This is a genomic window from Streptomyces aureoversilis (assembly GCF_042657885.1).
GTDB lineage: Bacteria > Actinomycetota > Actinomycetes > Streptomycetales > Streptomycetaceae > Streptomyces > Streptomyces aureoversilis.
The window spans coordinates 58,152-85,071 of record NZ_JBHSKJ010000026.1 but is presented as its reverse complement, the minus strand read 5'-3'; the positions used below and the strand labels follow the sequence as shown (position 1 = coordinate 85,071).

The 26,920-nt window shown below is 74.0% G+C and carries 16 protein-coding genes; 8 read left to right on the top strand and 8 right to left on the bottom strand.

Translation table 11 applies throughout. The features are described from left to right. Nucleotides 1-6 precede the first annotated feature (6 nt). The 4 genes from ACFPP6_RS32690 to ACFPP6_RS32675 all read left to right on the top strand — a co-directional run bounded on the left by ACFPP6_RS32690 (nucleotide 7) and on the right by ACFPP6_RS32675 (nucleotide 6,191). Nucleotides 7-867, top strand: a complete 861-nt coding sequence (locus ACFPP6_RS32690; protein ID WP_382050001.1) for a TIGR03619 family F420-dependent LLM class oxidoreductase — start codon at nucleotides 7-9, stop codon at nucleotides 865-867. Nucleotides 868-1,093: 226 nt separating this feature from the next. Further along, complete coding sequence (locus ACFPP6_RS32685; protein WP_382049999.1) at nucleotides 1,094-3,688, top strand: bifunctional FO biosynthesis protein CofGH; 2,595 nt, start codon at nucleotides 1,094-1,096, stop codon at nucleotides 3,686-3,688. 147 nt (nucleotides 3,689-3,835) lie between these two features. Beyond that, the gene (locus ACFPP6_RS32680; RefSeq protein ID WP_382049997.1) at nucleotides 3,836-5,047 is read left to right on the top strand and encodes a DUF8017 domain-containing protein; all 1,212 of its coding nucleotides are present in this window, start codon (nucleotides 3,836-3,838) and stop codon (nucleotides 5,045-5,047) included. Between the two features lie 34 nt (nucleotides 5,048-5,081). Next, nucleotides 5,082-6,191 (top strand): ADP-ribosylglycohydrolase family protein, encoded by a 1,110-nt coding sequence (locus tag ACFPP6_RS32675; RefSeq protein WP_382049995.1) that lies wholly within the window; start codon nucleotides 5,082-5,084, stop codon nucleotides 6,189-6,191. Between the two features lie 211 nt (nucleotides 6,192-6,402). Here the strand turns inward: ACFPP6_RS32675 and ACFPP6_RS32670 are convergent, their stop codons facing one another. The 3 genes from ACFPP6_RS32670 to ACFPP6_RS32660 form a co-directional block, all read right to left on the bottom strand. Continuing rightward, nucleotides 6,403-6,606, bottom strand: coding sequence for a DUF397 domain-containing protein (locus ACFPP6_RS32670; protein WP_168092701.1), 204 nt, complete (start codon nucleotides 6,604-6,606; stop codon nucleotides 6,403-6,405). Nucleotides 6,607-6,906: 300 nt separating this feature from the next. Then, nucleotides 6,907-7,770: a helix-turn-helix domain-containing protein gene (locus ACFPP6_RS32665; RefSeq protein WP_382050041.1), complete on the bottom strand. Its 864-nt coding sequence runs from the start codon at nucleotides 7,768-7,770 to the stop codon at nucleotides 6,907-6,909. Nucleotides 7,771-8,179: 409 nt separating this feature from the next. Beyond that, nucleotides 8,180-8,959: a GOLPH3/VPS74 family protein gene (locus ACFPP6_RS32660; protein WP_382049993.1), complete on the bottom strand. Its 780-nt coding sequence runs from the start codon at nucleotides 8,957-8,959 to the stop codon at nucleotides 8,180-8,182. A 439-nt stretch (nucleotides 8,960-9,398) separates the two neighbouring features. On the opposite strand from ACFPP6_RS32660, the gene ACFPP6_RS32655 reads away from it, so the two are divergent. Further along, complete coding sequence (locus ACFPP6_RS32655; protein ID WP_382049991.1) at nucleotides 9,399-12,083, top strand: D-alanyl-D-alanine carboxypeptidase; 2,685 nt, start codon at nucleotides 9,399-9,401, stop codon at nucleotides 12,081-12,083. Nucleotides 12,084-12,239: 156 nt separating this feature from the next. After that, complete coding sequence (locus ACFPP6_RS32650) at nucleotides 12,240-14,099, top strand: MFS transporter (protein ID WP_382049989.1); 1,860 nt, start codon at nucleotides 12,240-12,242, stop codon at nucleotides 14,097-14,099. 36 nt (nucleotides 14,100-14,135) lie between these two features. Here the strand turns inward: ACFPP6_RS32650 and ACFPP6_RS32645 are convergent, their stop codons facing one another. The 4 genes from ACFPP6_RS32645 to ACFPP6_RS32630 all read right to left on the bottom strand — a co-directional run bounded on the left by ACFPP6_RS32645 (nucleotide 14,136) and on the right by ACFPP6_RS32630 (nucleotide 22,793). Further along, nucleotides 14,136-16,391 (bottom strand): ABC transporter substrate-binding protein, encoded by a 2,256-nt coding sequence (locus ACFPP6_RS32645; protein ID WP_382049987.1) that lies wholly within the window; start codon nucleotides 16,389-16,391, stop codon nucleotides 14,136-14,138. Then, entirely contained in the window at nucleotides 16,388-18,052 is a 1,665-nt protein-coding gene (locus ACFPP6_RS32640) for a VWA domain-containing protein (RefSeq protein ID WP_382049985.1), read from the bottom strand. The genes ACFPP6_RS32645 and ACFPP6_RS32640 overlap by 4 nt, the downstream gene beginning before the upstream one ends. Before the next feature lie 101 nt (nucleotides 18,053-18,153). Next, nucleotides 18,154-20,667, bottom strand: coding sequence for a tetratricopeptide repeat protein (locus tag ACFPP6_RS32635; RefSeq protein ID WP_382049983.1), 2,514 nt, complete (start codon nucleotides 20,665-20,667; stop codon nucleotides 18,154-18,156). Next, nucleotides 20,664-22,793: a trypsin-like peptidase domain-containing protein gene (locus ACFPP6_RS32630; RefSeq protein ID WP_382049981.1), complete on the bottom strand. Its 2,130-nt coding sequence runs from the start codon at nucleotides 22,791-22,793 to the stop codon at nucleotides 20,664-20,666. Before ACFPP6_RS32630 ends, ACFPP6_RS32635 begins: the two co-directional genes overlap by 4 nt. A 336-nt stretch (nucleotides 22,794-23,129) precedes the next feature. Here ACFPP6_RS32630 and ACFPP6_RS32625 point away from each other — a divergent pair, with 336 nt between their 5' ends. Further along, the gene (locus ACFPP6_RS32625) at nucleotides 23,130-23,759 is read left to right on the top strand and encodes a hypothetical protein (RefSeq protein ID WP_382049979.1); all 630 of its coding nucleotides are present in this window, start codon (nucleotides 23,130-23,132) and stop codon (nucleotides 23,757-23,759) included. Nucleotides 23,760-24,140: 381 nt separating this feature from the next. Next, nucleotides 24,141-24,749: a class F sortase gene (locus ACFPP6_RS32620; protein ID WP_382050039.1), complete on the top strand. Its 609-nt coding sequence runs from the start codon at nucleotides 24,141-24,143 to the stop codon at nucleotides 24,747-24,749. Nucleotides 24,750-24,833: 84 nt separating this feature from the next. Here the strand turns inward: ACFPP6_RS32620 and recQ are convergent, their stop codons facing one another. Beyond that, nucleotides 24,834-26,780, bottom strand: a complete 1,947-nt coding sequence (gene recQ, locus ACFPP6_RS32615) for a DNA helicase RecQ (RefSeq protein ID WP_382049977.1) — start codon at nucleotides 26,778-26,780, stop codon at nucleotides 24,834-24,836. Nucleotides 26,781-26,920: the final 140 nt, after the last annotated feature.

Below are 26,920 nucleotides of genomic sequence, written 5' to 3'. Positions count from 1 at the left end.
CGCCCCGTGCGGATCGCAACCACGGTCTTCCTCACCGACGAGACGATCAGCCCGGTCCGGCTCGCGAGCGAGCTGGAGCAGCGGGGCTTCGACGGGCTGTACGTGCCGCAGCACACGCACATTCCGGTCAGCCGGGAGACGCCGGCGCCCATGGGCGACCCGCTGCCGCCGGAGTACGGCCGGGCCCTGGACCCGCTGGCGGTGCTCGCCCAGGCCGCGGCGGTCACCGAGCGGATCGAGCTCGGCACGGGCGTCCTGCTGGTGGCCCAGCAGGATCCGATCGCGCTCGCCAAGCAGATCGCGACGCTCGACTTCCTCAGCGGCGGCCGCCTGACGCTGGGCATCGGGTTCGGCTGGAACGTGGAGGAGGCGGCCGACCACGGCGTCGACTGGAAGAGCCGCCGCGACCTGGTGCGCGACCGGATGGCCCTGATGCGGGCGCTGTGGGCTGGGGAACCGACCGGCTACCGCGGCGAGTTCGGTGCGGTCAGCGCCAGCTTCGCGCACCCCAAGCCGCTGCGGACGCCGCGCCGGCGCGGCCCGGACGTGCCGCCGCTGGTGGGGCCGCGCACCCTGATCGGGGGCGCCGCCGGGCCGAAGCTGTTCGCGCACATCGCGGAGTACGCGGACGGCTGGCTGCCCGTCGGCGGCAGCGGGCTCAAGGAGACGATCCCTCAGCTGCACAGGGCCTGGCAGGAGGCCGGGCGGCCGGGCGAGCCGCAGGTCATCCCGTACGCGGTGCACCCGTCGGCCGGGAAGCTCGCGTACTTCGCCGATCTGGGGCTCACCGAGGTCGTGGTGGGGCTTCCGTCGGCGGGCGAGGCGGAGATCCTGCGGGCGCTGGACGCACATGCCGAATTCTTGTGAGGCGCACGCCGCATTCCTGTGAGGCGGGCTGGTCGAATGCCTGTGAGGGGGCGGGCCGAATTCCGTTGAGGGCGGCGGGCCGGACTCCTGTGAGGAGGGCCGGCCGGCCGGCGCGCCGGACCGCCGGAGGGCGCCTCCGGCTGGCGTGACCTGGGGTGACGAGAGGCACACGAATGACGGACGGACCTCTTCCGGGCGGGCCGCACCGCGCTCGTATGCTCGGACAATGACTTCCACCCCGCCGCCCCCGCAGGGACCCGCACCGACCGCCAACGCCATGCGGCGCGCCCTCAAGCGCGCCCGGGACGGTGTGGCCCTGGACGCCACCGAGGCCGCCGTGCTCCTCCAGGCCCGCGGCGCGGACCTGGAGGACCTGTGCGCGTCCGCCGCCCGGGTGCGGGACGCGGGGCTGGAGGCCGCCGGGCGCCCCGGCGTCATCACCTACTCGAAGAGCGTCTTCATCCCCCTCACCCGCCTCTGCCGGGACAAGTGCCACTACTGCACCTTCGCCACCGTCCCCGGCAAGCTGCGCCGCGCGGGCCACGGGATGTTCATGTCCCCCGACGAGGTCCTGGCCATCGCCCGCCGCGGCGCCGAACTCGGCTGCAAGGAAGCGCTCATCACCCTGGGCGACCGCCCCGAGGACCGCTGGCCCGAGGCCCGCGAGTGGCTGGAGGCGGCGGGCTACGACGACACCATCGCCTACGTCCGCGCCATCTCCATCCGCATCCTGGAGGAGACCGGCCTGCTCCCGCACCTCAACCCGGGCGCCATGACGTGGACGGACTTCCAGCGGCTGAAGCCGGTCTCCGCCTCGATGGGCATGATGCTGGAGACCACGGCCGAGCGGCTGTGGAGCGAGCCGGGCGGCCCGCACTACGGCTCCCCGGACAAAGAACCCGCCGTCCGGCTGCGCGTCCTGGAGGACGCCGGGCGCAGCTCCGTGCCGTTCACCAGCGGCCTGCTGATCGGGATCGGCGAGACGCCCGAGGAGCGCGCCGAGTCGCTGTTCGCGCTGCGCCGCGTCTCCCGTGCGTACCACGGCATCCAGGAACTGATCATGCAGAACTTCCGCGCCAAGCCGGACACGGCGATGCGCGGCATGCCCGACGCCGAACTGGACGACCTGGTCGCCACCATCGCCGTGGCCCGGCACATCATGGGCCCCTCCGCCTGCCTGCAGGCGCCGCCCAACCTCGTGGCGGGCGAGTACGAGCGGCTCATCGGCGCCGGCATCGACGACTGGGGCGGCGTCTCGCCGGTCACCCCGGACCACGTCAACCCCGAGCGCCCCTGGCCGCAGATCGACGAGCTCGCCGAGCGCTCCGCCGCCGCCGGCTTCCGGCTGCAGGAACGACTCGCCGTCTACCCCGGGTTCGTCCGGCGCGGCGAGCCCTGGCTGGACCCGCGCGTGCTGCCCCACGTCCGCGCCCTGGCCGACCCGGAGACCGGGCTGGCGAACGAGCACGCCGACGTCAAGGGCCTGCCCTGGCAGGAGCCCGAAGACGTCTTCGTCCCCTCCGGCCGCACCGAGCTGCACCGCGCGATCGACACCGAAGGCCGCACCGCCGACCGGCGCGACGACTTCGACGAGGTGTACGGGGACTGGGAGGCGCTGCGGGAGGCCGCCGCGCCCGGCATGGCGCCCGAACGGATCGACGCCGACGTGCGCGAAGCGCTGCGGCAGGCCGCCGACGACCCCACCCGGCTGACCGACCCCCAGGCCCTCGCCCTGCTGCACGCCGACGGGCCCGCGCTCGACGCCCTGTGCCGCATCGCCGACGACCTGCGCCGGGACGTGGTCGGCGACGACGTCACCTACATCGTCACGCGGAACATCAACTTCACCAACGTCTGCTACACCGGCTGCCGCTTCTGCGCCTTCGCCCAGCGGCGCACCGACGCCGACGCGTACACCCTCTCCCTGGACCAGGTCGCCGACCGCGCTGCGCAGGCGTGGGACGTCGGCGCCGTCGAGGTCTGCATGCAGGGCGGCATCCACCCCGACCTGCCGGGCACGGCCTACTTCGACATCGCGCGGGCGGTCAAGGAGCGCGTGCCGGGCATGCACGTGCACGCCTTCTCGCCGATGGAGGTCGTCAACGGCGCGACCCGTACCGGCATGTCCGTACGGGAGTGGCTGACCGCGGCGAAGGAGGCCGGGCTCGACACCATCCCCGGCACGGCCGCCGAGATCCTCGACGACGAGGTCCGCTGGGTCCTCACCAAGGGCAAGCTGCCCGCCGCCACGTGGATCGACGTCGTGCGCACCGCCCACGAGGTCGGGATCCGGTCCTCGTCCACGATGATGTACGGGCACGTCGACCAGCCCCGGCACTGGCTCGGGCACTTCCGCCGGCTCGTCGAGATCCAGCAGGAGACGGGCGGCTTCACCGAATTCGTCACGCTGCCGTTCATCCACACCAACGCCCCCGTGTACCTGGCGGGCATCTCCCGCCCCGGCCCGACCATGCGGGACAACCGGGCGGTCACGGCCATGGCCCGGCTGCTGCTCCACCCCCACATCACCAACATCCAGACCAGCTGGGTGAAGCTCGGCGCCGAGGGGGCGGCGGAGATGCTCCGCTCCGGGGCGAACGATCTGGGCGGGACGCTGATGGAGGAGACCATCTCCCGCATGGCGGGCTCCTCGTACGGCTCGTACCGCTCGATCCGCGACCTGGTCGCCATCGCGGAGGCGGCGGGGCGGAGGGCGCGGCCGCGCACGACGTTGTACGGGGAGGTGCCGGCTGAGCGGGTTGCTGTCGCGACGGCTTCGGACGGGCATCTGCCGGAGTTGCTGCCGGTGCTGGACGACTAGCGTCGGGCGGTTCGGGGGCGGGCCGGGGTGGTGGTGCTGTTGACGTTGCGGGCGGGTGCCGTTCGGTCATCGGCGCGTGCCAGATGTTGCCGTCTTGTCGCGATGCCTCGACCGGATGGCAATCGACGGGCGTCTAGGGTGGCCCGCATGTCTTGGCCTCAGAATCCTCAGCAGCCCCACCAGCCACCGCAGCCGCATCCGTCGCAGCCTCCGCAGGGCGTACCGCAGGGTGCACCGCAGGGCGGGGCGTGGGGTGGGCCGGAGGCCACTGCCGTCGACCAGCCGGCCGTCGCCCCGCCGCCCGGCGGGGTCCACGCGGCGCCCACCGCCTTCGCGCAGCCCGCGGTGACGCCGCCCGCCCCGGCGCAGGGCGGCGGCGCCCACGCGCAGCCGACCGTCTTCGCCCAGCCCGCCGTCCAGCCCCCGGGCCCCGGCGCGGCCGGATCCGTGCCGCCTCCGCCCCCGCCGCCGGGCGGCTGGACGGCCCCCGCCCCCGCACCGGCCCCCGCACCCGCCCCGCCGGGCGGAGGCAGTGGCGGTGGCGGCGGCAACAAGACCCTGCTCGCCGTCGTCGGCAGCGTCGTGGCCCTCGCCGTCATCGGCGGCGGCGCGTTCTTCTTCCTCAAGGGCGGCGACGACAAGAAGGACGAGAAGGCCGGCGGCACGTCGCAGGCCTCCGGCGCCCCGGCCGCCGGGAACCAGCAGCAGCCCGCCCCCGAAGGCGGCGCCAACAGCGCGGCCCCCTCGGGCGGCGGCCCGCAGGCCGTGCCCGCCGGATGGCAGACGCAGACCAGCAAGGAGCACAAGCTCCAGTACGACGTGCCCGGCACGGGGGAGAAGTGGAAGGTCTTCCCCCAGGACACGATGATCGCGTACACGGACGCGTCCGGTAAGCCGCAGATCTCGATGCGCGACACCGCCAACTTCAGCGAGGGCGGCTGCTCTTCGTCCGCCAACCCCAACTCGATCGGCGAGGCCGGCAAGGGCCAGCTCGCCACCGTCGGCACGGCGGGCGGCGACGCCTCCCTGAGCATCCAGGAGAACGCCCGCAACTGGGCGGGCAACTGGGGCGTCTACGCGTACGGCGGCCTGGGCAACAAGCCCAAGATCGAGGTCAGCCAGGCCAAGCCCTGGAAGCAGAACGGCATCGAGGGATGGACCGCGACCGCCAAGGTCAAGGTCCTCAACCGCCCGAGCCCGTGCGTACCGCCCACGGCCATCGTCAAGAGCATCGTCACCAAGCTCCCCGACGGCACCTTCAGCAGCTGGATCATGTACGCCGACCAGGGCGTCTCCGGCGCACTGCCGGAGTCCCGGATCGACGAGATCATGAAGACGGTCCGCCCGCTCAAGGGCTGACAACAGGGCTGAGGCCAGGAAGGGGCGGGACACCATGACCAGCACCGCACTGTGGAGCCGGGCGCAGCAGCAGGACTTCCGCGCCCGCGTCCGCGGCTGCCTGCTCGGCGGGGCGATCGGTGACGCCCTGGGCGCGGGTATCGAGTTCCAGTCGCTGCACGCGATCAGGGACGCCCACGGACCCGCCGGCGTACGCGACTACGTCCGGGCCTACGGGCGACGCGGCGCCGTCACGGACGACACCCAGATGACGCTGTTCACCGTCGACGGCCTGATCCGCGCCGAGATCCGGCGCGACAGCGGCACCTGGCCCGCGGCCGAGGAGGTGCACCGGGCGTACCTGCGCTGGCGGGTCACCCAGCGCTACCAGGAGCCGGACCCGCGCGACCCCGCCCTGGGCCGGCTGGGCCGCCAGCCGTGGCTCCACTCGCAGCGGGCCCCCGGCAACGCCTGCCTGTCCGGGCTCGACGACGACCGGATGGGCACCCTCGCCGCGCCCAAGAACCGGGAGTCCAAGGGGTGCGGCACCGTGATGCGCTCGGCGCCGTTCGGTCTGCTGGTGGACCGGGAGGCCGCGGAGGTCTTCCGGCTGGCCGCCGAGTGCGCCGCGCAGACCCACGGCCACCCCTCGGGCGTCCTGGCGGCGGCGGCCTTCGCGGCGATCGTGCACGGCATCGTCCGCGGCGGGACGCTGGAGACGTCGGTCCGGCAGGCGCTCGACCTGCTGGCCCAGTGGGGCGGCCACGAGGAGACGACGGCCGCGCTCCGGCAGGCGCTCGACGCCGTGCGTCGGGGGGCGCCGAGCGCTGAGCGGCTGGAAGCGCTCGGCCAGGGCTGGGTGGCCGAAGAGGCCCTTGCCATGGGCGTGTACTGCGCGCTGGTCGCCGAGGACATGCGGCACGGGCTCCTGCTCGCCGTCAACCACGGCGGCGACTCCGACTCCACGGGCTCGATCTGCGGCAACCTGCTCGGCGCGCTGCACGGCGAGACCGCGCTGCCGCCGGATCTGCTGGCCGAGCTGGAGGGGCGGGCGGAGATCGCCGAACTCGCCGACGACTTCGCCCTGGAGCTCACCCAGGGGGCGCAGCTGCACGGCCCGGACGTCGCCTCGACGGTCTGGACGGAGCGCTACCCGCAGGGCTAGCGGCCGTGGCGGCCGAAGGCGGGCAACCGTTGCGCGCCGAGGGCCGGCAACCGTTGCGATTGCACAACCCGGGGTCGCGGCCGCACGGTCGCGGCCTCCGGGACCGTGCCCGGATACGGCGGAACCCCCTCGGCCGGGACGGCGGACCAGTCGAGGGGGTTCTGCGCGGAACTGCCTTGGGGTGGTGAAGCTGTCGTATCGGGCGGACTTATCAGAAGTCGTACGCGCGACGGGAAACGGTCGTCACAAACGAGGACCAGGCGGCGGGCTTGAAACCGAGAATCGGCCCCTGGGGGTCCTTGGAGTCACGGACCGCGATGGACTGGGGGAGAGGGGAAGCGACCTCCACGCAGTCGCCGTTGGCCAGCGAGTACGAGGACTTGCGCCACGTGGTGTTTCCCTGCTGGATGGCCATGATTGCTCCCATGCCTTGGTGAGTATGTGCCTTGATCAGAAACGCCGGTCGGAACGCCGGTTTCCCGAGGTGCGACCGACGTTACGCGCCAACATCACCTGATGAACGGGCCATTCACTCGACCGGATGGCATATTCGGGAACGCCCTTCCCGGTTGACCGGTGGAGGGTGTACCGTGCGGCGGCCGCCCAGGAGACGGGGCCGGTCGGGGCCCCGCGGACTTGCCGGAGTTCGCTCCGAGCCGCCCTGAGCCGCCCTGAGTCGCCCAGGGTCCGGTCGGATCCGCTCGGGCCGCTGAGCTCAGAGTTCTGCCGCCCACTCCTCCGCGACCCGGTCGATGAACTGCCGGGAGTGATCCGCGTTGAGGGCCTGCATTCGCAAATGCTCGTACATCACGCTGTAGGTCTGCACATCGTTCGGCTTCTCCAGGTAGAGGTCACTGGTGATCCCCTCCAGATAGACCGTGCTGGCATCCTGCGGGTCGTTGAACTCAAGAATGGAGAACTTTCCGTACATGCCCGGATGCGCACCCACGTCGTACGGCAGCACCTGCACCGTGATGTGCGGCTCCATGCTGAACTGCACGAGCTGGCGCATCTGTTCCGCCATGATCTCGCGGCTGCCCACGATCCGGCGCAGCGCCGACTCGTCGATGACCGCCCAAAGCCGCAGTGGATTCTCCGGATCGGTGATCCGTTCCTGCCGCCACATCCGCACCTGCACGCGCCGTTCGATATCCGCGCCCGTCGCCTCCGGCCAGGAGCCCTCGGTCACGGCGCTCGCGTAATTGGGCGTCTGCAGCAGACCCGGTACGAGAGATGCCTCGTACACGCGCAGTGAGGCCGCATCCGTCTCCAGGCCGATGTAGACGCTGTAGGGAATGTCGCCGAAGGCGTGCCACCAGCCCTGCTGGCGCGACTCCTTGGCCATCTGCATCAGCGAATCGACAATGCGGTGGTCCTCGACCCCGTACACCCCGCAGAGATCGCGCACGTCGCGCTGGCTGATGCTGCGGCGGCCGTTCTCCAGGCGGCTGATCTTCGACTGCGAGACGAGCAGCCGCTCGGCGACCTCTTCGGCGGTCATGCCCTTGAGCTCGCGGAGCTTGCGCAGCTCCTGCCCCAAGCGGCGCCGCCTAACGGTGGGATTGACACTGGACGCCACGGGACGCACCTCCGGCTCCGTCATGCTGCTGTCTCCTGACCTCGCAGCCTGCCACCACATGCCGGGGCGGCGCTGGAAAATGCCACACAGAGTCCGCCTGCGGTGAAGGGTTGCCGGGGCCGGCCGCTGCGGACCGTGCATCGTCCCGTGCATGTGCACGCGGGGTGGTGGGCCGGACCGCCGTCCCGGGCGGCCGGCCCACCACCCCGCGCGATATCGCGGCTCCCGAACCGGGCCGGGGGACTGCGCTGCGGTCGGTCGAGCTCTGGGTGTGCTGTGGGTGTTGCTGTGCGGTGGTGCGGTGGTACGGCGATGCAGTGGTGCGGTGATGCGGTGGTGGTGCGATGTGCTGTGTTGCGCCGTTCTCCGGGCGGTCAGCGGTGCGGCCGGCGGCTTCGGCGGCGTCGGCTCAGGACGCGCCTGCCCGGGCCATCACGGCGGTCCCCTGGGCCACCTGCTGCCCGGACGACGCCGTACCCCGGACCGACGTGCGCCGCCCCGTGCCGCCGGCGCCGTGGGCGCCCGCGCCGGAACCGGCCGCCGCCGGGGCCCGCCGCGGCTGCGCCGCGACGCCGTTCTGCACGTCCATCACGGCGTGCGCCACGAGCCCGCCCATGGGGTCGTGCCTGATCAGATCCCGCAGCCGGGAGCGGGAGGACCGCCCCTCGTTGCCCGGGTAGAGGTGCTTGCCGAGACCCACCGCGTGGGCCAGGGCGGCGAGCGCCGCGGTCCGCGGGTCCGGCGGGACGCCGGTGCGGATCGCGCTGTCCAGCCGGGCCCTGATCTCCCGGCTGATCGCGGTGTCCGTCGCCTGATAGCGCGTCGTCGGCAGCACCCCGCACATCTGGCCCGCCACGGCATGCACCATGCCGCACCGCTCCAGGTGCGTGAGATACGTCTGGCGCAGCCCCAGCCGGGGCCCGCCGATCCAGTGGACGGCGCGGACCGGACTGCCGCGGCGGCGCAGCAGTTCGAGCGCGGTGTCCAGCGTCGGATCTCCTGTCGGCCGCGGCATCACCACGGCGATACGATCCCCGTCTGGGGCTATCCGTCCAGCCAGAGCCAGCTCCACTAGCTGTGCCCCGGCGAGACCCAGGTCGAGCGACTGCGGCTGCGCCGTGGTTCCCGTGGCCGGGTCCAAAGCGAGCAGCAGAAGCTCCTCCGGAATTGTTCTGCGGCTCCTGCCCATCCATGCCTCCCCGCGTGGATGACTGACAGGGTGACCCCTCTCACATTGGTCTGTCGAGAGTGCGTGGTGGCTTCGGGTGGGAACCGGTAGGTATGTCGTCTCGTCTAGCACGACGGTGAGGCCGGTCGATCCCTTCAAGCGGTGCGGTTGCGCGGTGACGGGGCTGCCACACATGACACTGGTAAGCGTTTGAGAAGGTTCGGCCTGCGGGGTGCGGAGCACCCCGCGGTGGCGTATCGCGTGGGAATTCGAGGAGGCATCGGTGGCGGGCGAGTCCCCCGGCAAGTCGGAGCAGCGGAAGTCGTCGGGGGAGACGGCTGGCGGCGAGCTCGACCCGCGACTCGGGGTTTTCCGGGAAACTTCCGGAAAGCCGTCCGGGAAAGCTGACGCGCCCGGGAGCGCGGATGCCGCGGATGCCGCCGAAGGCGGCCGTGAAGAAGTGTCCCCGGCGTCCGGTGAGGCCGATGCGGATGCAAAGGCCGAGACCTCTGCGGAGGACTCGGCGGAGGCCTCGGGGAAGGCCGGGACCTCGGCCGGTGCCCGCGCGGCGGCCGGCGGCGACGCCCGCCTGAAGGCCGCTGTGGCGGCGTGGGTGGCCGGTACGGACGAGGAAGAGGCCGAAGAGGGCTCCGAGGCCTCCGACGGCCCGGAGAAGGCCTCCAAGGCCTCCAAGGCCTCCAAGGCCCCTGCCGTGGACGGGACCGGCGAGGCCGGCGCGAACGGCGCCCCGTCGGGCAAGGCTAAGGACCCCGAGCCCGTCGACCGGGCGACGGCCGTCTTCCGTACCCTCCGGCCGAAGGCCGACGCCTCGTCCGGCGACGACGGGGACGGTGACGGCAAGGCCGCGAAGGCCGCGAACGCCGCCTCCGGCGAGGGCGACGACAAGGGCGCCTCCTCCGCGGGCCGGTCCGTGAACGGCGCCCCGTCCGGCAAGGACAAGGGCAAGAGCAAGGACGAGAGCTCCGCGCCCGTCGACCAGGCCACGGCCGTCTTCGGTGCGGTCCGGCCGAAGGCCGACGCCTCCTCCTCCGAGGCCCCGGCCGCCGAGCGCTCCGCCAACGGTGCCCCCTCGGACAAGACCAAGGACAAGGACAAGGCCAAGGGCAAGGACTCCGCGCCCGCCGACCAGGCCACGGCCGTCTTCCGTACGCTCCGGCCCAAGGCCGAGGCGCCCGCCGGCGACGGCGAGGTCTCGAAGGCCCCGGCCGCCGAGCGGTCCGCGAACGGTGCCCCGTCCGCCAAGGGCGACGGCGCCTCCTCCGGCAAGGCCAAGGACTCCGCCCCCGCCGACCAGGCCACCGCCGTCTTCCGTACGGTCCGGCCCAAGGCCGACGGGGCGTCCGGTGAGGCCGCCGGTGCCGCGAAGGCCCCGGCCGCCGACAGCGAGGACCGCGGGACCGACAACCAGGCGACCGCCCTGCTCAAGGCCCCCGTCGTCGGCGAGCCCGCCCGCAAGGACGGTGCCGCCAAGGACGGCGCCGCCAAGAAGGGCGGTGCCGCCAAGAAGGGCGGTGCCGCCCAGGGCGGGGACTCCGACTCCGAGCGCACCAGCCAGTTCGTGCCGCTGAAGTCGCTCGACGAGGCTGCCGCCAAGCCGGCCACCCCCGCCAAGACCCCGGCGAAGGCCCCTGCCAAGACGCCCGCCAAGGACGCCGCCAAGGCTCCGGCGAAGGCCGCCCCGGCCAAGGACGCCGCCAAGGTCCCCGCGCCCGCGCCCGCCCCGGGCAAGCCCGCCATTCCGGTCAGCGTCACTCCGCCCGCCCCCTCCGAGCGGACGCAGCAGCAGCCGTTCCCCCCGAAGCCGGGCGGCGGCGGCCCCACGGTCCCCCCGGCGGCGGGACAGCCCGCGGCGCCGCTGGACCTGCTGGCGCAGCTGACCAACACGCCTCCGCCGCCGGAGACGCCCACCCGCACGATCCTGCGCCGGGTGAAGATCTGGACGCCGCTGGTCGTGCTGCTGGCGATCATCTTCTGCGTGGTGCAGGCGTTCCGCCCGCTGCCGGAGCCGACGCTGGTGCTCACGGCGAAGAAGACGTTCAAGTTCGACGGCGACAAGGCGCAGATGACGTGGCCGGCGACCGGCCAGGCGTACGTCGAGGTGGACGGCCTGGGCGCGCTGGGCGAGTCCGGCGAGGAGAAGCCCGTCCCGATCGCGAGCGTCACCAAGGTGATGACCGCGTACATCACCCTTCGCGATCACCCGATGAAGAAGGGTGACAAGAAGGGCGCGCTGATGACCGTCGACGCCAAGGCGGTGAGCGACTACCAGAAGGGCAAGCCCGAGGGCGAGTCCCTGGTCCGGGTGACCGAGGGCCAGAAGCTCTCGGAGTACGAGGCGCTGGAAGCGCTGATGCTGCCGTCGGCGAACAACATCGCCAAGCTGCTGGCGCGCTGGGACGCCGGTTCCGAGGAGGCGTTCGTCAAGAAGATGAACGACACCGCCAAGGAGCTGGGCATGGTGAACACGACGTTCACCGACCCGAGCGGCTTCGACGCGACGACGAAGAGCACCGCGAAGGACCTGGTCAAGCTGGGCAAGAAGGCCATGGCGGACCCGGTCTTCAAGGAGATCTCGGGGCTGACGGAGTACATCGACAGCAACGGCGAGAAGCAGAAGAACTTCAACCCGATCGTTCCGCTGTACGGCACCGGCATCAAGACCGGCACGACCACCGCGGCCGGCGGCAACCTGCTCTTCGCCGCGGAGAAGAAGATCGGCGGCACCACGCAGCTGATCATCGGAGCGGTGCTGGCGCAGCACAAGACGCCGATCATCGACTCGGTGGTGGCGGCGACCAAGGACGCGATCGAGTCCGCGAAGAAGGCGCTCGAGGCGAAGACGGTCGTGAAGAAGGGCGACGTCGTGGGCGCCGTGGACGACGGCCTCGGCGGCCGCACCCCGGTCGTGGCGACCAAGGACGTCACGGCGGTCGGCTGGGCGGGCCTGTCCGTCGGCCTGGCGCTCAACGACGGCGGCCACAAGCTGCCGCACGCGGCGAAGTCCGGTGCCGAGGTCGGCATGCTGACCGTGGGCAGCGGCCCGGGCCAGGTCCGGGTGCCGGTGGCGCTGAAGGCGCCGCTGGCCGAGCCGGGCTTCGGGGCGAAGCTCACGCGCCTCGGCTGAGGTGCGCGGGGGCGGCGGTCGCCGTCCTTGCCGGGCCCTCGCGGCGTGCTAGCGTCGCGAGGGTTTGAGCACGGCCGCGCGCCGTGCCGCTACCCGCGGAACCCGGGCAGCGCGAAGATGGGGGAAGACCTCCGGGGGAAGACGGGGAGAACAGCAGTGACCACCGTGGACCCGGCACGGGCCGGCAAGCCCGACGAGCCGGGTGAGCAGGACGGGCGGGTTTCCGTCTTCCCAGGGGCCCAGGAGCCTTCCGGCGGCGCGGGCCTGCGCGGGCGGCTGAGGCGCGCGGGCCGCGCGGCGGCCGGCCGCCCCGTCCTGACCACCCTGTGCGTGGCGGCGGCGCTGCACGTGCTCTGGGTGTACGTGTTCGCGAACAGCGGCGGCGACCTGGCCGCCCAGGACGCGTGGGCCGAGTTCGTGGGCCAGCACCCGGACTCGGCGTACAACCTCGCCTGGTACGGCGGCATGCACCCCGTCTCGTACAGCGTGATCTCGCCGTACCTGATGGCCAGCATCGGCGTCCGCACCACGATGATGATCGCGGGCACGCTCTCGGCGGGCCTGATCGCCCTGCTGCTCGTGCGCAGCAGGGTCGTGCGCCGGCCGCTCGTGCCGGCCTTGTACGGCACCTTCGCGCTGACCTGCAACGCGATATCCGGACGGGTCACCTTCGGGCTCGGCACGATGTTCGGCCTGGCGGCCGTCGCCGTGATCTTCGCGTGGCCGATGCGCTGGCGCTCGGAGGGCAAGTACCGCTGGGGCCGGGCGGGGCTGGCCGCGCTGGCGGCCGCGCTGGCGACGGCGTCGAGCCCGGTGGCCGGCCTGTTCGTGGGCTTCGTGGCGGCCGCCCTGTGGCTGGGCAAGCGCCGCCCGGCGGCGTACGCGCTGGGCGTCTCCCCGGCCGTGGTGGTGGGTCTGTCGGCGTGGCTGTTCCCGTTCTCGGGCCACCAGCCGATGGCCTTCGCCTCGGCGATCCTGCCGCTGCTGAGCGGCCTCTTCGGGGTGCTGTTCGTCCCCAAGGAGTGGCGCACGGTCCGGATGGCCTCGGCGCTCTACGTCCTGGCCGTCCTGCTGGTCTGGCTCATCCCCTCCCAGATCGGCACGAACGTCTCCCGGCTCGGCATGATCTTCGGCGGGACGGTGCTGGTCGCGGCCCTGCCGGAGCTGAAGGTGCCGCGGCCGGCGGAGCTGCTCAAGAGCGGCCTGCGCTGGACGGCGCTCATCCTGGCCCTGGTCACGTGCACGTCGTGGCAGCTGGCCAACGCCATCGGCGACATCATCCACACCACGCCCGCCGCGTCCTGGGCGCGCGAGCTCGCGCCCCTGGTGAACCGGCTGCAGCAGACCGACACGGCGCGGGGCCGGGTCGAGGTCGTGCCCGCCCGCAGCCACCGCGAGTCCTCGGCCCTCACCCCGTACGTGAACCTCGCCCGCGGCTGGAACCGGCAGGCCGACCGCGAGCGCAACCCGCTCTTCTACGAGCCCGGCCTGCTCACCTCCTCCAGCTACCGCGCCTGGCTCGACCGCTGGGCCGTGCACTACGTGGTGCTGCCCACCGACGAGCCGGACCCCGCGGCCGTCGAGGAGGCCAAGCTCGTCGCCAAGGGCCAGTCCTACCTGCGCCAGGTGTGGTCCGACGACAACTGGCGGCTGTACGAGGTCGAGGCGCCGACGCCCCTCGCCGACCCCCCGGCGGTCGTGGAGCGCACGGACGCGGAGGGCCTCACGATCCGTGTGGACAAGCCGGGCCCGGTCCTCATCCGCATCCCGCACTCCCCGTGGCTGGGCCTGGTCGACGAGAACGGCAAGGACGTCAAGCCCCCGAAGGCGGGGCCGCGCGGCGAGCCGCCGGTCAACGTCAACGGCTGCCTGTCCAAGGAGGTCCAGGAGGCCCGCGAGGACCGGCCGGAGGACAGCTGGACGGTGCTGAACGCGCCGAAGCCGGGCACGTACCACATCGTGGCGCGCTACAAGCTGCCGCGCGGCACGGGCTGCCCGGACAACCTGGCGAAGTAGCGCCTCCGGGCACGCCGCACTCCGGGCACCTCCGGGTCACTCGCAGACGCGTGGCGGTGACCCGGCGGCCCGTGGCGGGGCTTTGAGGTCCTTCTGCACGCTGTCGAGGTAGTCCAGTACCTTCTGCTGCCTCCTCGGGCCGGGATCGCTGAGGTAGTCCAGGACGCCGTGCTGGAAGGCGAAGCGCATCCGGAGCGGCATGACGTCCGAGGCGTCCAGGCACTTGGGCCGCTGCCGGTCCCGGAGGGCCTTGCCGATGGCGTCGTTGACGCGCTCGGAGGGGCCGGGCTGCGGTGCGTTCGCGGTGACGAAGAAGGGCCGGCCGGGATTGCCCGGGTCCGCCGCGGCCTTGCCCGCCGCCCCCTGCTGCCCGCCCCCGCCCGGTCCGGGCGGTGCCTCGGCCCAGGCCCGCTGGCCCTGCGGGGAGGCCAGGAAGCGCATCAGGTCCCGGGCCGCCGCGCTCTTCCCGAAGAGGGTCGCGAAGTCCGCCGAGACCTCGGAGGAGGCGGGGCTGCGGGCGATGCCGGGGAGGACGTCCCGCGTGGGCGCGAAGGCCGCGCGGCGGGTGTAGTCGGAGTCGCGGATGAACGAGCCCTGGTGCTGCAGCGCGCACGGCGAGGAGAAGATGCTCTTCGCGAAGTCCTGGCTCAGGGCGGCCGTGGCCGGTCCCCGGTCGAAGAGCCCGCCGAACGTCCGCCAGGCCTCGGCCACCGCCCCGCGCGACCACTCCAGCTCGCCCCGGGCCCACTGCTCGTAGACCTCCTTGCCGCTCTGCTGCAGCAGGATGTCCTCGATCCAGTCGGTGCCCGGCCAGCCGGACGTGGCGTCGCCGCCCATGCCCGCGCACCACTGGCCGCCGCGGGCCGCGAGCGCGCGCAGGTCCTGCCGGCGGGCGGGGTCGTACCAGACGACGCTCTTCAGGTCGGCCTTGACCGCGATGGCGTAGACCTTGCCGCCGATCGCGGGGGCCCACAGCGGGCCGTACCCGTCCAGGGTGTTCCCCAGGACCGGGGCGAGCTCCCGCGGCGGGGTCTCCGAGCCGACGTACTCGCGCACTTCGCCGAGGCTCGGCAGGATCGCGACGTCCGGCGCGTTGCCCGCGTTCAGCCGGGAGAGCAGCACCTCGCGCAGGGCCGTGGTGCCCTGGTAGTCGACGTCGACGTGGTACTTCGCGGAGTACGCGTCGAGCACCTGGCGGAAGCGCGCCTCCTCGGTGTCCGTCCACGGGGCGAGGACGGTGATGCGCCCGTGGTGCTCGCTGCGCGCGTCGCCCGTGCCGACGGTGGAGAACAGCACCAGCCACAGGACGAGGACGACGGTCGCGGCTTCGAAGGAACGTATCCGCCGGCCGAGGCTCTGCGGCACCCGGGCGAAGCGGTACTCCTCGATGCGGGGCTGGAGGCCGAGGACGGTCAGGGCGGCGATGAGGACGCCCGCCAGGGGGATCCAGGCGGGGACGGCGGTCAGCCAGGAGGTGTCCTGCATGTGGCCGCGCACCGTATCCGGGACGCTGCCGGATACGTCCCCGCCGCGCGCCGCGCCGTAGGCCCGGCCCAGGTCGTCCTGGAGGTGCAGGGCGGCGGTCAGGAGCAGCGGCACGAGCCCCGCCAGCAGCAGGGTGGCCCCCGCGAGGGGGCCGTTGAAGCGGCGGCGGAAGCGGCGCCGGAGGAAGAGCTGCGTGTCGACGAGCAGCCAGGCCAGCGCGCACCACAGCAGGACCGCCGCGCCCCAGGCGAGCTTCAGCAGCCAGCCGGTCGACGTCTGCGACTTCAGCACCGCCGCCTGCCGGTCCTGGACGTCCGTGAGCCGGGCGATGATGCCGCTCTTCTTGCGGTTCAGCGTGCTGTCGGCGTAGTGCAGGTAGGCGTCGCGCAGCTTCTCGTCGGCCTGGCTGCGGGCGGCCTGCCCGACGAGGTAGTCGTACGAGGAGAGCTGGCCGGCCGCGGTGGCCAGGGCGCTCTGGCCGGCGGAGCCCGCGACGGTGGTGGCGGAGGCCTTCTCCAGGCTCCTGAAGGCGGCGTTGACCTTCGCGCGGTAGTCCTCGCCGGTGCCCTCCGTGGCGGCGGCCGGGCCGCGCAGGGCGGCCTTCGCGGCCTTCAGCGAGTCCTGCAGGGCCTTCTCCGTCGCGGCGACGTGGCCCATCGCCGGCACGGTGCGGTCCGGCACCTGGGCGGCGTCCCGGCTCACCCCGTAGTACGCCGCCAGGAGGGCGCCGCAGGCCAGCACGGTCGCCACCAGCAGGACGGCCGTACGGCGTATCAGCCAGGGCCTGGTGTCCGCGGGGGTGGTCATGCGGCCGGCTCCGGCGGCTCGTGCTCCGGCCGTTCGTGCTCCGCTCGCCGCTGCCGCTCCGGCGGCGCGGGCCGGTCCGTGAGGCGGTACCGGCACTGGGAGCAGACCTGTGCCGTGCCGGGGGAGACGCGCCCGCAGCGCGGGCACTGTACGTCTGCCCGGGCGGATGCGCCGGTCCCGCCGGACGTGCCGGAGGCGCGGGCGGCCGGTGCCGCGACCTGGGCCGCACCGGGCGCGCGCCGCTGCCCGTGGACGGGAGGCGGCGGGGCGGGCGGTCCGGGCGGCGCGGCCCAGGACGCCTGCGCCTGTGTGCTGTGGTCGGAGCCCACCCAGGCCGCGTGGAGGTCGCCGGCGGCGATGACGTCGCGCAGCCGGACCCGCCCTTCCCGGGCGTCGTCGACGTGCACCAGCCGCCGCAGCCGGCGCAGCATCTTCTCGTCGCCGAGGTCGTCGGCGAGCCGCACCGCCCGGCCCCACTCCTCCTCCGCGGTCGCGCGGCCGCCGCGCTCGTAGGCCTCGCAGCCGGCGTTGACCGCACGGCCCAGGTCGGCGTGGCCCGCGAAGTGGGCGACGCGCGGGTGGACGCGCGTGGACAGGGCGGCGTCGTCGGTCCAGTGGACGAGCAGGGGGACGGGCCGGGGCACGGAGACGACGGCCTCGGCGGGGTGGTCGCCGACGGCGTCGGCCACCAGCGACAGGGAGGCCAGCTGCATGTCCTCGCCCATCGGGTCGCCGGCGGGGTCGGCCGTGACGCACAGGTGGTAGTCGCGGGACTCGTCGCCCCAGGCCCCGGTCGGGAAGTCCCAGCTGCGCTCCCCGGACTGCACGGCTTCCGCGGTCAGGTCGAGCTCGGTGGGGAAGACCTGCTTGAAGAAGCGGAGCTCGCTGCCGACGCGCAGCCGGACGCGGATCCGTATGCCGGGCAGCGCTTTCGTCATGGCGCTGGTCATCATCGTGCGGAACTCCTCCTCCAGATCGGAGTCGCGCTCGACGGCGTCCGCCTTGCCGTGCAGCCGGGCGGCGATCGCCCGCAGTTCGGCGGCGGCCCACTGGTCGCCGATGCCGCGCGCGTCGCAGGTGAACTTCCCGGCGCAGTCGGCGAGGACGCGCTCCAGCTCGTCGGGCCGGTCGTGCTCGTTCCTGCCGTCGGTCAGCAGGAGGGCGTGCCGGATGGGGTGGTCCTGTCCCGGGGCGGTGAGCAGGTCGCGGGCGCAGGCGAGCCAGGAGGCGATGGCCGTGCCGCCCGCGGCGACGAGGTCGTGGGCGGTGCGGGCGGCGTCGGCGCGGGTGTCGGGGCCGGCGACGGCCATCCGGCCGGTGGCCGGGTAGACGACGCGGGCCTTGTCGGTGCCCTCGACGAGGGCGAAACGGGTGCCGTCGCGCAGGGCGCCGATGGCGGCGGCCGCGGCCTTGCGGGCCGCCGAGATCTTCGTGCTGGGCCAGCTCATCGACCCGGAGCAGTCGATGACGACGACCTCGGCGGAGGAGGCGTGCGTGGTGAGCCCGCCCAGCCCGTGGCCCTCGACGGTGAGGACGGCGTGGGCCGGTACGGTGCCGGAGCCGGCCGGCAGGTGCTTGTTCTGCCCCAGCTGGGCGGTGAGGGCGGGCAGGGCCGCCGTCGGTGCGCGGTCCTGCGGGCCCGCGCCGTCGTCTCGGTTCATCGCGCATCCCGGTTCATCGCGTCGGTCCCTTGCCTCGGTCCATTCGTTCCCCCGTGCCGCACGTGCCAGACGTGCCGGACGTGCCGGCCCTTGCGGCCGTGTCAGAAGCGGGTCTTGGGGCGGACGCGGTTCGCCAGGTCGACCAGGGCGGCCAGGCCCCCGGGCGTGGGCGCCTGCCGGGCCAGCCGGCGCAGCTTCGCCTCCAGCCGGGAGCGGAGGGCGAACTCCTCGTCGTCCGCGCCGAAGAGTGCGGTGCCCCCGCCCGGCCCGCCGGCCGTCGCCCCTGCCCGTACCCGCTCCAGGGCCACTTCGAGCGTCTCCGCCTCCAGCCGGTCGCGGGCCGGGCCGCCGGGGTGGCCCTCGTCCAGGTAGAGCCGGGGCAGGAGGTCCAGGGCCGCGGCCAGGTCCGCGCGGCCCGGCAGCCCGCGGGCGGGATCGGTGTGCAGGCGGCCGGAGAGCACGCGCACGCAGGCGATGCGGCCCGCGTCGTAGTGGCGGGAGACCTCCGGCAGGCCGCCGAGCAGCCCGACCGCGCCGGTGCGGTCGCCGGCGGCCAGCCGCAGCCGGGCGAGCCCGAAGGCGGCGCTGCCCTGGGAGCGGTTGCGCTGCCACACGGCCTGGTAGTAGCGCTCCGCGGCCTCCGCGTCGCCGCGCTGCTCGGCGCAGTAGCCGAGGGCCAGCTTGGGGGCGTACTCGCCGGGCAGGTCGTGGTAGACGCGGTCGAACCGGGCCTGGGCGGCGGCCGGTTCGTGCCGGGCGAGGTGCAGCAGGCCTTCGTGCCAGGCGATCCGCCAGTCGTGGGGGACCAGGTGTCCCAGGAGCTGCTTCGCCGTCGTCAGGCGCTCCTCCGCGGCGCCGAGTTCGCCCAGTTCGAGGTGGGCGCGCAGCTGCCGCAGGCGGATCTCCACGGACTCGTGCCCGGAGGTGGACAGCTGCTGGATCAGGCGCCGGGGCCCGCTGCTGGTGGGCTGGCCGAGCAGGGCCGCGGCCGGGTCGGCGGGGTCGGGGTAGGGCACGGGCAGGTGGCGCGGGACGCGGTCGGCCGCGGGCAGGCCCGGGTCGAGGAGCGGGCGCCGCTCACCGGTCAGCCAGCGCTCCAGGGGAGGCACGCGCCCGAGAGAATCGTCGAGGAGAGTGGCGGCGGGGGCGAACAGGGTGGACGGCTCGGGGTGCTCGGTGCCGGTGCGCAGGGAGCGGATCTCGCGCAGGACGCCGCGCAGTTGCTCGGCCATCTCGCGGGCGGAGGCGAAGCGGTCGAGCGGGTCCTCCGCGGTGGCGCGGGAGACGGCCCGCCGGTAGGACTCGGCGCCCAGGCCCTCGGGCTGCCGGCCGGAGTCGTCGGAGAGGGCGCGCAGGGTCATGCCGAGGCTGAAGAGGTCCGACTGGACGGACAGGCCGCGGGCGCCGAGCCGGACGACCTCGGGGGCGGTGAAGCCGCGGGCGCCGAGGACGACGCCGCTCTCGTCGCCCAGCTCGCGGGTGGCGCCGAGGTCGATGAGCTTGATCCGGTCCGCGTAGTGCATGACGTTGTTGGGCTTGAGGTCGCAGTAGACGTAGTTCTTGCGGTGCAGGCTCTCCAGGGCGTCGAGGATGCGGCAGCCGTACGAGAGGACGTACTCGAAGATGCGGTCCTCGCCGAAGGGGCCCTCGCGGCGGGTGATGCGGTCGCGCACCTGGGAGAGGAGCATGCCGCGGACGAACTCCATGACGATGTAACGGGTGTGGCCGTCACTGTCCCTGTCTCCGTCCCCGTCCTCATCTTCGTTCCCGGTCCCGACCCCGCTTCCGTTTCCGCCTCCGTTTCCGCCCCCGCCCCCGCTTCCGCTCCTGTCCGCCGCGTCGGCGGCTCCGGGCTCCGGGTGGGTGACGAAGTTGATGATGCGGACGATGTCGGGGTGGTCGGAGCGGATGAGGTTGCGCCGCTCCTCGCCCATGTTGTGCAGCGCGATGGGGTCACGGGTGTTGATGAGGCCCTTGAGGGCCACGGGATTGCCTTCCAGGCGGATGTCGTGCGCGAGGTAGACCCAGCCGAGGCCGCCGTTGGCCACGCAGCCCACCACGCGGTACTGCTCGCCGACCAGATCGCCGGGGGCCAGGCGCGGGGTGAAGTCGTAGGGGTGGCCGCACCGTTCGCAGAAGCCCGTGGGCAGGGCCGGCTGCCCGGCGTACGGACGGCCGACGATCGCGGTGCACCCGTCGTGCCCGCAGGTCTTGCCGCCGGCCGGGACCCGGGGGTCCGCGACGACCAGGGCCTCGGGGGAGGGGGTGGCGATGTAGGGCAGGTCGAGCAGGCCGTCCTCGGCGGGGCCCACGGTGAACAGCCGGTCGGTCTCGGCCCGCCTGCGGGTGCCGGCCGTGGGCGGGCTGTCCGGCACGGGCGGGACCTCGCGCCGGGCGCGGTGGCCGCGCGTGGAGCAGAAGCCGGTGGCTTCGATACGGCCGTCGCAGCCCGGCCAGGGGCAGCGGTCCGGGGGCGGAGGAGGCGCGGGGGGCTGCGCGGGCGGCTCCCCCGGGGGGCTGCCGGGCGGCTTCCCGGGATTGCCGGGCGGTTCGCCGGTGGGACTGCCGGGCCGGTCGCCGGGCGGATTGCCGGGCGGTTTGCCAGGGGTGGTCATCCGGGGTCGCCCCCTCGCGGACGGTGGGTGTGGTGCCGTACGGCCTCGGCGAAGCGCTCCACGGCCCGCTCGGCCTCGGCGAGCTCGCAGGGCGCCTGGTAGAGGAGGTTGTGGGCGGTGCGGTAGAGGGGAGCGGCGGCCCGCTCCTCCTCCAGGCTGCGGGCGGCGAGGAGTGCGAAGAAGGCCTCCAGCCGGCCGCGCAGTTCGTTGCGCCGGGCGATCCGGGCCTCGGCCAGGCCGATCGCCTCCTCTATCCGCAGCAGCCCGGACTCCACGGCCCGCTCGAAGGCGGCGAGGTCGGCCAGGAAGCGCTCGCCGCCGCGCTCCGGGTGGCGGCGCAGCGCGGTGAGGTCCAGCCGGAGGGCGGCCGCGCGCTGCGGCACGGGGCGCACCGGGGCGATGAGGGCGGTCTTCTCGAAGGCGGTGCGCTCGCGGCGCGCGATGTGGTCGATGCCCTCGCGCACCCGGTCGAGGCGTGCGGCGATGTCGTCCTTGGCGGGGTCAGCCATCCTCAGCGCCAGCTCCAGGCTCTGCGATTCGGGGTTGCGGAAGACGAGGAGCAGCCGGGCGCCCCGGGTGGCGAGGAGCCCGGTGAACTCGACCAGTGCCAGGGGGTCGGCCGCGTAGTCGACGCCTTCCGCGACGATCGTCAGCGGCACGCTCCGCGCCGCGCCCAGGCGGCCGACCGGCGACTCCTCGTCGTCGGCGGCGCGCAGCCCGAGCCGGTCGGCGATGCGCTCGGCGACCCTGGCGACGGTCTCCCCGGAGACGTCCAGGGCGAGGTCGACGCTGCCGAGGGGCGGCAGGACGTCGTCCTCCGTCTCGTACGCGGACGGGGGGCGGCGCGAGGCGCCGTTGGCGTGCGGCCGGGGGCCGGGGCGGGGATCGGGCGGGGTGCCGGGCGGCGGGGCGTTGCGGGGCGCGGGGGGTCGCAGGCCGGCGGGCCGGTGCCCGGCGGGCTTGCTTCCCGCGGACTCGCTTCCGGCGGGCCGGGGGGCGGGTGCGGCCGGTGGCGCGGCCTGGTGCGGCGGCTGTGTCGGTTGCGTCGGCTGTGCCGGCTGTTCGCACAGCTGCTTCCGGTCCTGGTGGAACGTGCCGGGGCCGCCGGGTAACGCACCGGGCCCGTCGGACCTGTTGCCGGACCCGTCGGGCCCGCCGGACCTGGTGTGCCCGGTGCGGCCGGTGGGCCCGTCGGCCGGAGCCGGGCCGTCCGCGGGGAGTTCGCGGTCGGCCAGGGCGACCGCCCTGCTGAGCGTCGCCGAGCGGACCGCCTCGCCCTTCTTGATGACGATCGCCTCCACCCGCCGCGTGCCCTCCGCGGCGGCGAACCAGCGGGCGAGCCAGCGGGCGAAGTCACGGTCCCGGGCCGCGCTCCGCGGCACCGAGGGCAGGCCGTTGCCGCGCTCGCCGCTCACGTAGCGGGCGATGGCCGGCAGGTGCCGGACGACGGTCTCGATGGGGATCATGTACGACAGGTGCAGCCGCTGGTCCGCGGGCGCGGCCGAGGAGCGGTCGTCGTAGCGGCTGACGACCATGCCGAGGACGCGGTGGGTCTCCGCGTCCGTCACGGCGGCCCCGCTGAAGCCGGGGCGCACCGTCTCCTCGGGCGTCACGGGGAACATCTGCACCCACTCGCCGCGCGGCCCCGACGGCCCGGCGAGGGTGGCCCGGAACCAGACGCCGTCCTTGAGCTCCCTGGTGCTGGGGAAGCCGCACATCCACACGGTCCGGCCGCGCGAGGGCGCGACGCGGTGCAGCGGGGCGGCGTGGCGGGCGTCCTGCGGCTCGTCCAGGGTGAGGAGGGCGACGTCGCCCCGGGAGTCCTCCAGCTCGGGCACCCAGCAGCCGTCGGCCACGCGGGCCGCCACGGGGCGGGCGCCGGGCACCCCGACCAGCTCGACCAACACGCTGCCGGTGGGGCCGGTGGGGCCGGCAGGGCTGGTGGGGTCGGCGGGGAAGGTGGGGTCACGGGGGCCGGAGGGAATGACGTGGGCGCAGGTGAGGACCGCATCGGCGGCCAGCAGGATGCCGGCACCCAGGACGTCCCCGCCGGACGTGGAAATGCGGACCCGCCAAGTCTCGCCGCGCATCTCGCTGTTGACGGGGACCTCGGTCTCCTCCCCCATGGGCGCAGAGCATACGCGCGCCCCCGGCGGAAGTGCCCCCTCCGACTGTGGGGTCACCGTTCCGTGTGATTCGCGGCGGGTGCCGTGCGCCCCCGGGGTTCACCCGTTTGCCACGCCCGGGAGCCACTCCTCCGGTTACTGTGTGGTTACCGTCGGTGACCTGCCCTTACGTCCGCCGACCGGGGCCGGGAGCCCGTTCCGGGCCGGTGGTTCTGATGTGACGTCAGGGTGCGGGAGGGGCCGGATCCCGGTTCGCTCGGCTCTGAGGAGCGCGGACCCCCCACTCCTTTCGGTGGCACATCGAAGTGCCGCGGCCGCGCTCACGGAGGAACAAGCATGCGTAACTCACGAGTGCTCACCGGGACCGCCCTGTCCATAGCCGCCCTCGGGCTGGCGAGCGCTCCCGCGCTCGCCGCGGACTTCGGCAAGCTGGAAGTCGGCCCGAACCCCGCGAAGCCCGGCACCGAGGTCACGGTGAACACCACCGCCTGCGGCGCCAACGGCTCGGGCACGGGCGACGCCAGCGCCGTCGGCGGCCCGGCCTCGTTCCAGCTCAAGCCCGGCACGCAGAAGGATTCCGTCGTCGGCACCTTCAAGGTCCCGAACAGTGCGAAGGCCGGCACGTACGGCGTCGGCGTCAAGTGCCACAGCGGCAAGGAAGCCACGGGCGACCTGGTCGTCTCCACCGGCTCGGGCACGCGCGCGGGTACGGGCTCGGGTTCAGGGTCGGGGTCGGATTCGAGCGCGAGCCCCGGTACGGGCAGCGGTTCCGGTTCCGGTACGGGTTCCGGATCCTCCACGACCCCCGCCAAGCCCCCGAAGGGCGGCATGAAGACCGGTGTCGGCTCCACGAGCGACGACTCCGGCATGACCGAGCTCATGGCGGGTGCGGCCGTGCTGGCCACCGCGGCGGTGGGCGGCACCTGGTACCTGCGGCGCCGTGGCAGCAACGGCAACCGGGTCTGACGCGCCCCCGGCCGGCTCCGTTCCCTGGTCCCCGAACGCGCGCGCGTCCGGGGACCAGGGGCGCGGTGGAGGAGAACGATGTCCCAGTCGCAGAACGCAGGCGAACGGGCCGTCCGCAGGGCGCACGGTTCCCGCAAGCCGCGGAACTCGCGGCAGATGCGCCGGAATCCGAACAGACGGGCCGCGGCGGCCGCGGCGTCCCTGGCGGCCCCGCTCTCCGCCGGGTCGGCCGGGTCCGCCAGGTCCGCCAGGCCCTCCGCGGCCCTCCCGCCCGGCCTTCGCCGCCCCCCGCGGTCCTCGCTGCGGGCGCGCGAGTCCCGGCGCGAGTCCCGGCGTGAGTCGCGGCGAGAGTCGCGGCGCAAGGCCGTCGCCGCCGCGTGCATCGCCGTCGCCCTGTGCTTCGGGAGCTGGCTGATCCAGCGCGGTGCCGACATCCAGGACCCGCCCCCGGTGCCCTCCGCGGCCGAGGCGTTCCCGGCCGCCGGGCCGCCCGTGGGGCCGGTGCGCGGCGAGCGCGCGGTGCCGCCGCTGCCGGCCGCCGTGCCCACGCGGGTCAGGATCCCGGCGATCGACGTGGACGCGCCGCTGCAGCCGCTGGGCCTGCTGCAGGACGGCAGCCTCTCCAGCCCGCGGGACGACGAGAGCAACCTCGCCGGCTGGTACGCGGACGGGGCGGCGCCCGGAGCGACCGGCACCGCCGTCGTCGCCGGCCACGTCGACACCGTCACCGGGCCGGCCGTCTTCTACAACCTCGGCGCCCTGAAGAAGGGGTACCGGGTGGAGGTGGCGCGCGCGGACGGCCGGACGGCGCTGTTCACCATCGACGCGATCGAGGTGTACAGCCGGACGGACTTCCCGTCGCAGAAGGTGTACGGGCCGTCGAAGCGCGCCGAGCTGCGGGTGATCACCTGTGGCGGGGGGTTCTCCGAGGAGAGCCACGCCTACCTGGGCAACGTGGTCGTCTACGCCCACCTCACCGGGGTGCGGTGAGGGCACGCGGCCGCGGCTGCTCACGGCCGCGGCCCCCGGCGCGCCCCGGCCCGCTCACAGCACTCCTGCTCACAGCTCTCCCGCCTACAGCTCTCCTGTCCCTTCTCCTGTCCCTTCCCGCATCTCCGCGAGCAGCTCCAGGATCCGCTCGCCGTGCTTCGCCAGCTTGCTCTCGCCCACGCCGCTCACCCCGGACAGCGCTTCGAGGGAGGCGGGTGCGGCCGTCGCGATCTCCCGCAGCGTCGCGTCGTGGAAGATCACGTAGGCGGGGACGCCCTGCTCCTTCGCCGTGGCCGCGCGCCAGGCCCGCAGCGCCTCGAAGACCGGGACCGCCTCGGCGGGCAGGTCGGCCGGTGCGGCCCGCTTGCCGGAGCCCGAACCGGAGCCCGAGCCGGAACCGCCCGACTTCGACGAGGCCCGCGCCGGCCGCTCCGGCTCGCTGCGCAGCCGCACCTCGCGCCGGCCGCCGAGCACCTCGCCGCTGGCCTCCGTGAGGACGAGCGTGCCGTAGTCGCCCTCGACGGCGAGCAGCCCCTGCGCCAGCAGCTGCCGCACCACGCCCCGCCACTGCGCGACGCTCAGCTCGGTGCCGATGCCGAAGACGGTGAGGCCGTCGTGGTCGTGCTGGATGACTTTCGCGGTCTTCTTGCCGAGCAGGATGTCGATGATCTGGCCCGCGCCGAACTTCTGCCGCCGCTCGCGCGCCAGCCGGTAGACCGCGGAGAGGAACTTCTGGGCGGCGACGGTGCCGTCCCAGGTCTCGGCCGGCGAGAGGCAGGTGTCGCAGTTGCCGCAGGGGCCGCTCGCCTGCCCGAAGTACGCCAGCAGCCGCACCCGGCGGCACTCGACGGTCTCGCACAGGGCCAGCATCGCGTCGAGGTGGGCGGCCAGCCGGCGGCGGTGGGCCTCGTCCCCCTCGGAGCCGTCGATCATCTTGCGCTGCTGGACGACGTCCTGCAGGCCGTAGGCGAGCCAGGCCGTGGACGGCAGGCCGTCGCGCCCGGCGCGGCCCGTCTCCTGGTAGTACCCCTCGACGGACTTGGGCAGGTCGAGGTGGGCGACGAAGCGGACGTCGGGCTTGTCGATGCCCATGCCGAAGGCGATCGTGGCCACCACGACGACGCCGTCCTCGCGCAGGAACCGCGCCTGGTTGGCGGCGCGGGTGCCCGCGTCGAGCCCCGCGTGGTACGGCAGGGCGTCGATGCCGTGCTGCGCCAGGAAGTGCGCCGTGTCCTCCACGCTCTTGCGGGAGAGGCAGTAGACGACGCCCGCGTCCCCGGCGTGCTCGGTGCGCAGGAGCTCCAGCAGCTGCTTCTTCGGGTCGTTCTTCGGCGCGATGCGGTACTGGATGTTGGGCCGGTCGAAGCTCGCGACGAAGTGCCGGGCGTCCTGCAGCTTCAGCCGGGACGCGATCTCGGTGTGGGTGGCCTCGGTGGCCGTCGCGGTCAGGGCGATGCGCGGCACGTCCGGCCAGCGCTCGTGCAGGGCGGACAGGGCCAGGTAGTCCGGCCGGAAGTCGTGGCCCCACTGGGCCACGCAGTGCGCCTCGTCGATGGCGAAGAGGGAGATCTTGCCGCGGTCGAGCAGCCGCAGCGAGCTCTCCACGCGCAGCCGCTCGGGCGCGAGGTAGAGCAGGTCGAGCTCGCCGGCGAGGAACTCGGCCTCGACCATCCGCCGCTCGTCCGCGTCCTGCGTGGAATTGAGGAAGCCCGCGCGCACGCCGAGGGCGCGCAGCGCGTCCACCTGGTCCTGCATGAGGGCGATGAGAGGGGAGACGACGACGCCGGTGCCGGGCCGGACCAGGGCCGGGATCTGGTAGCACAGCGACTTTCCGCCGCCGGTGGGCATCAGGACGAGCGCGTCGCCGCCGGCGACGACGTGCTCGATGATCGCCTCCTGATCGCCCCGGAACGCGTCGTAACCGAAGACGCGCCGCAGGCAGCCCAGGGCCTCACTGCCCGCAGCGTCGGGTGTGGGGGAGGGGGAAGGGAAGGGGTCAGCGGGGCGGGCGGTCTCGGTGAGGTCGGCCATGCGGAAAGTCTAGGGCGGGCCGCCGACACGAACGGGGGCCTGTGGATAACCCAGGGGGCAGGGGGCAGGGGGCAGGGGGCAGGGGGGACGGGGCCGAGGGCCGCGATCCACGCGACCCGGCTTCGCGACCCCGTTCCGTA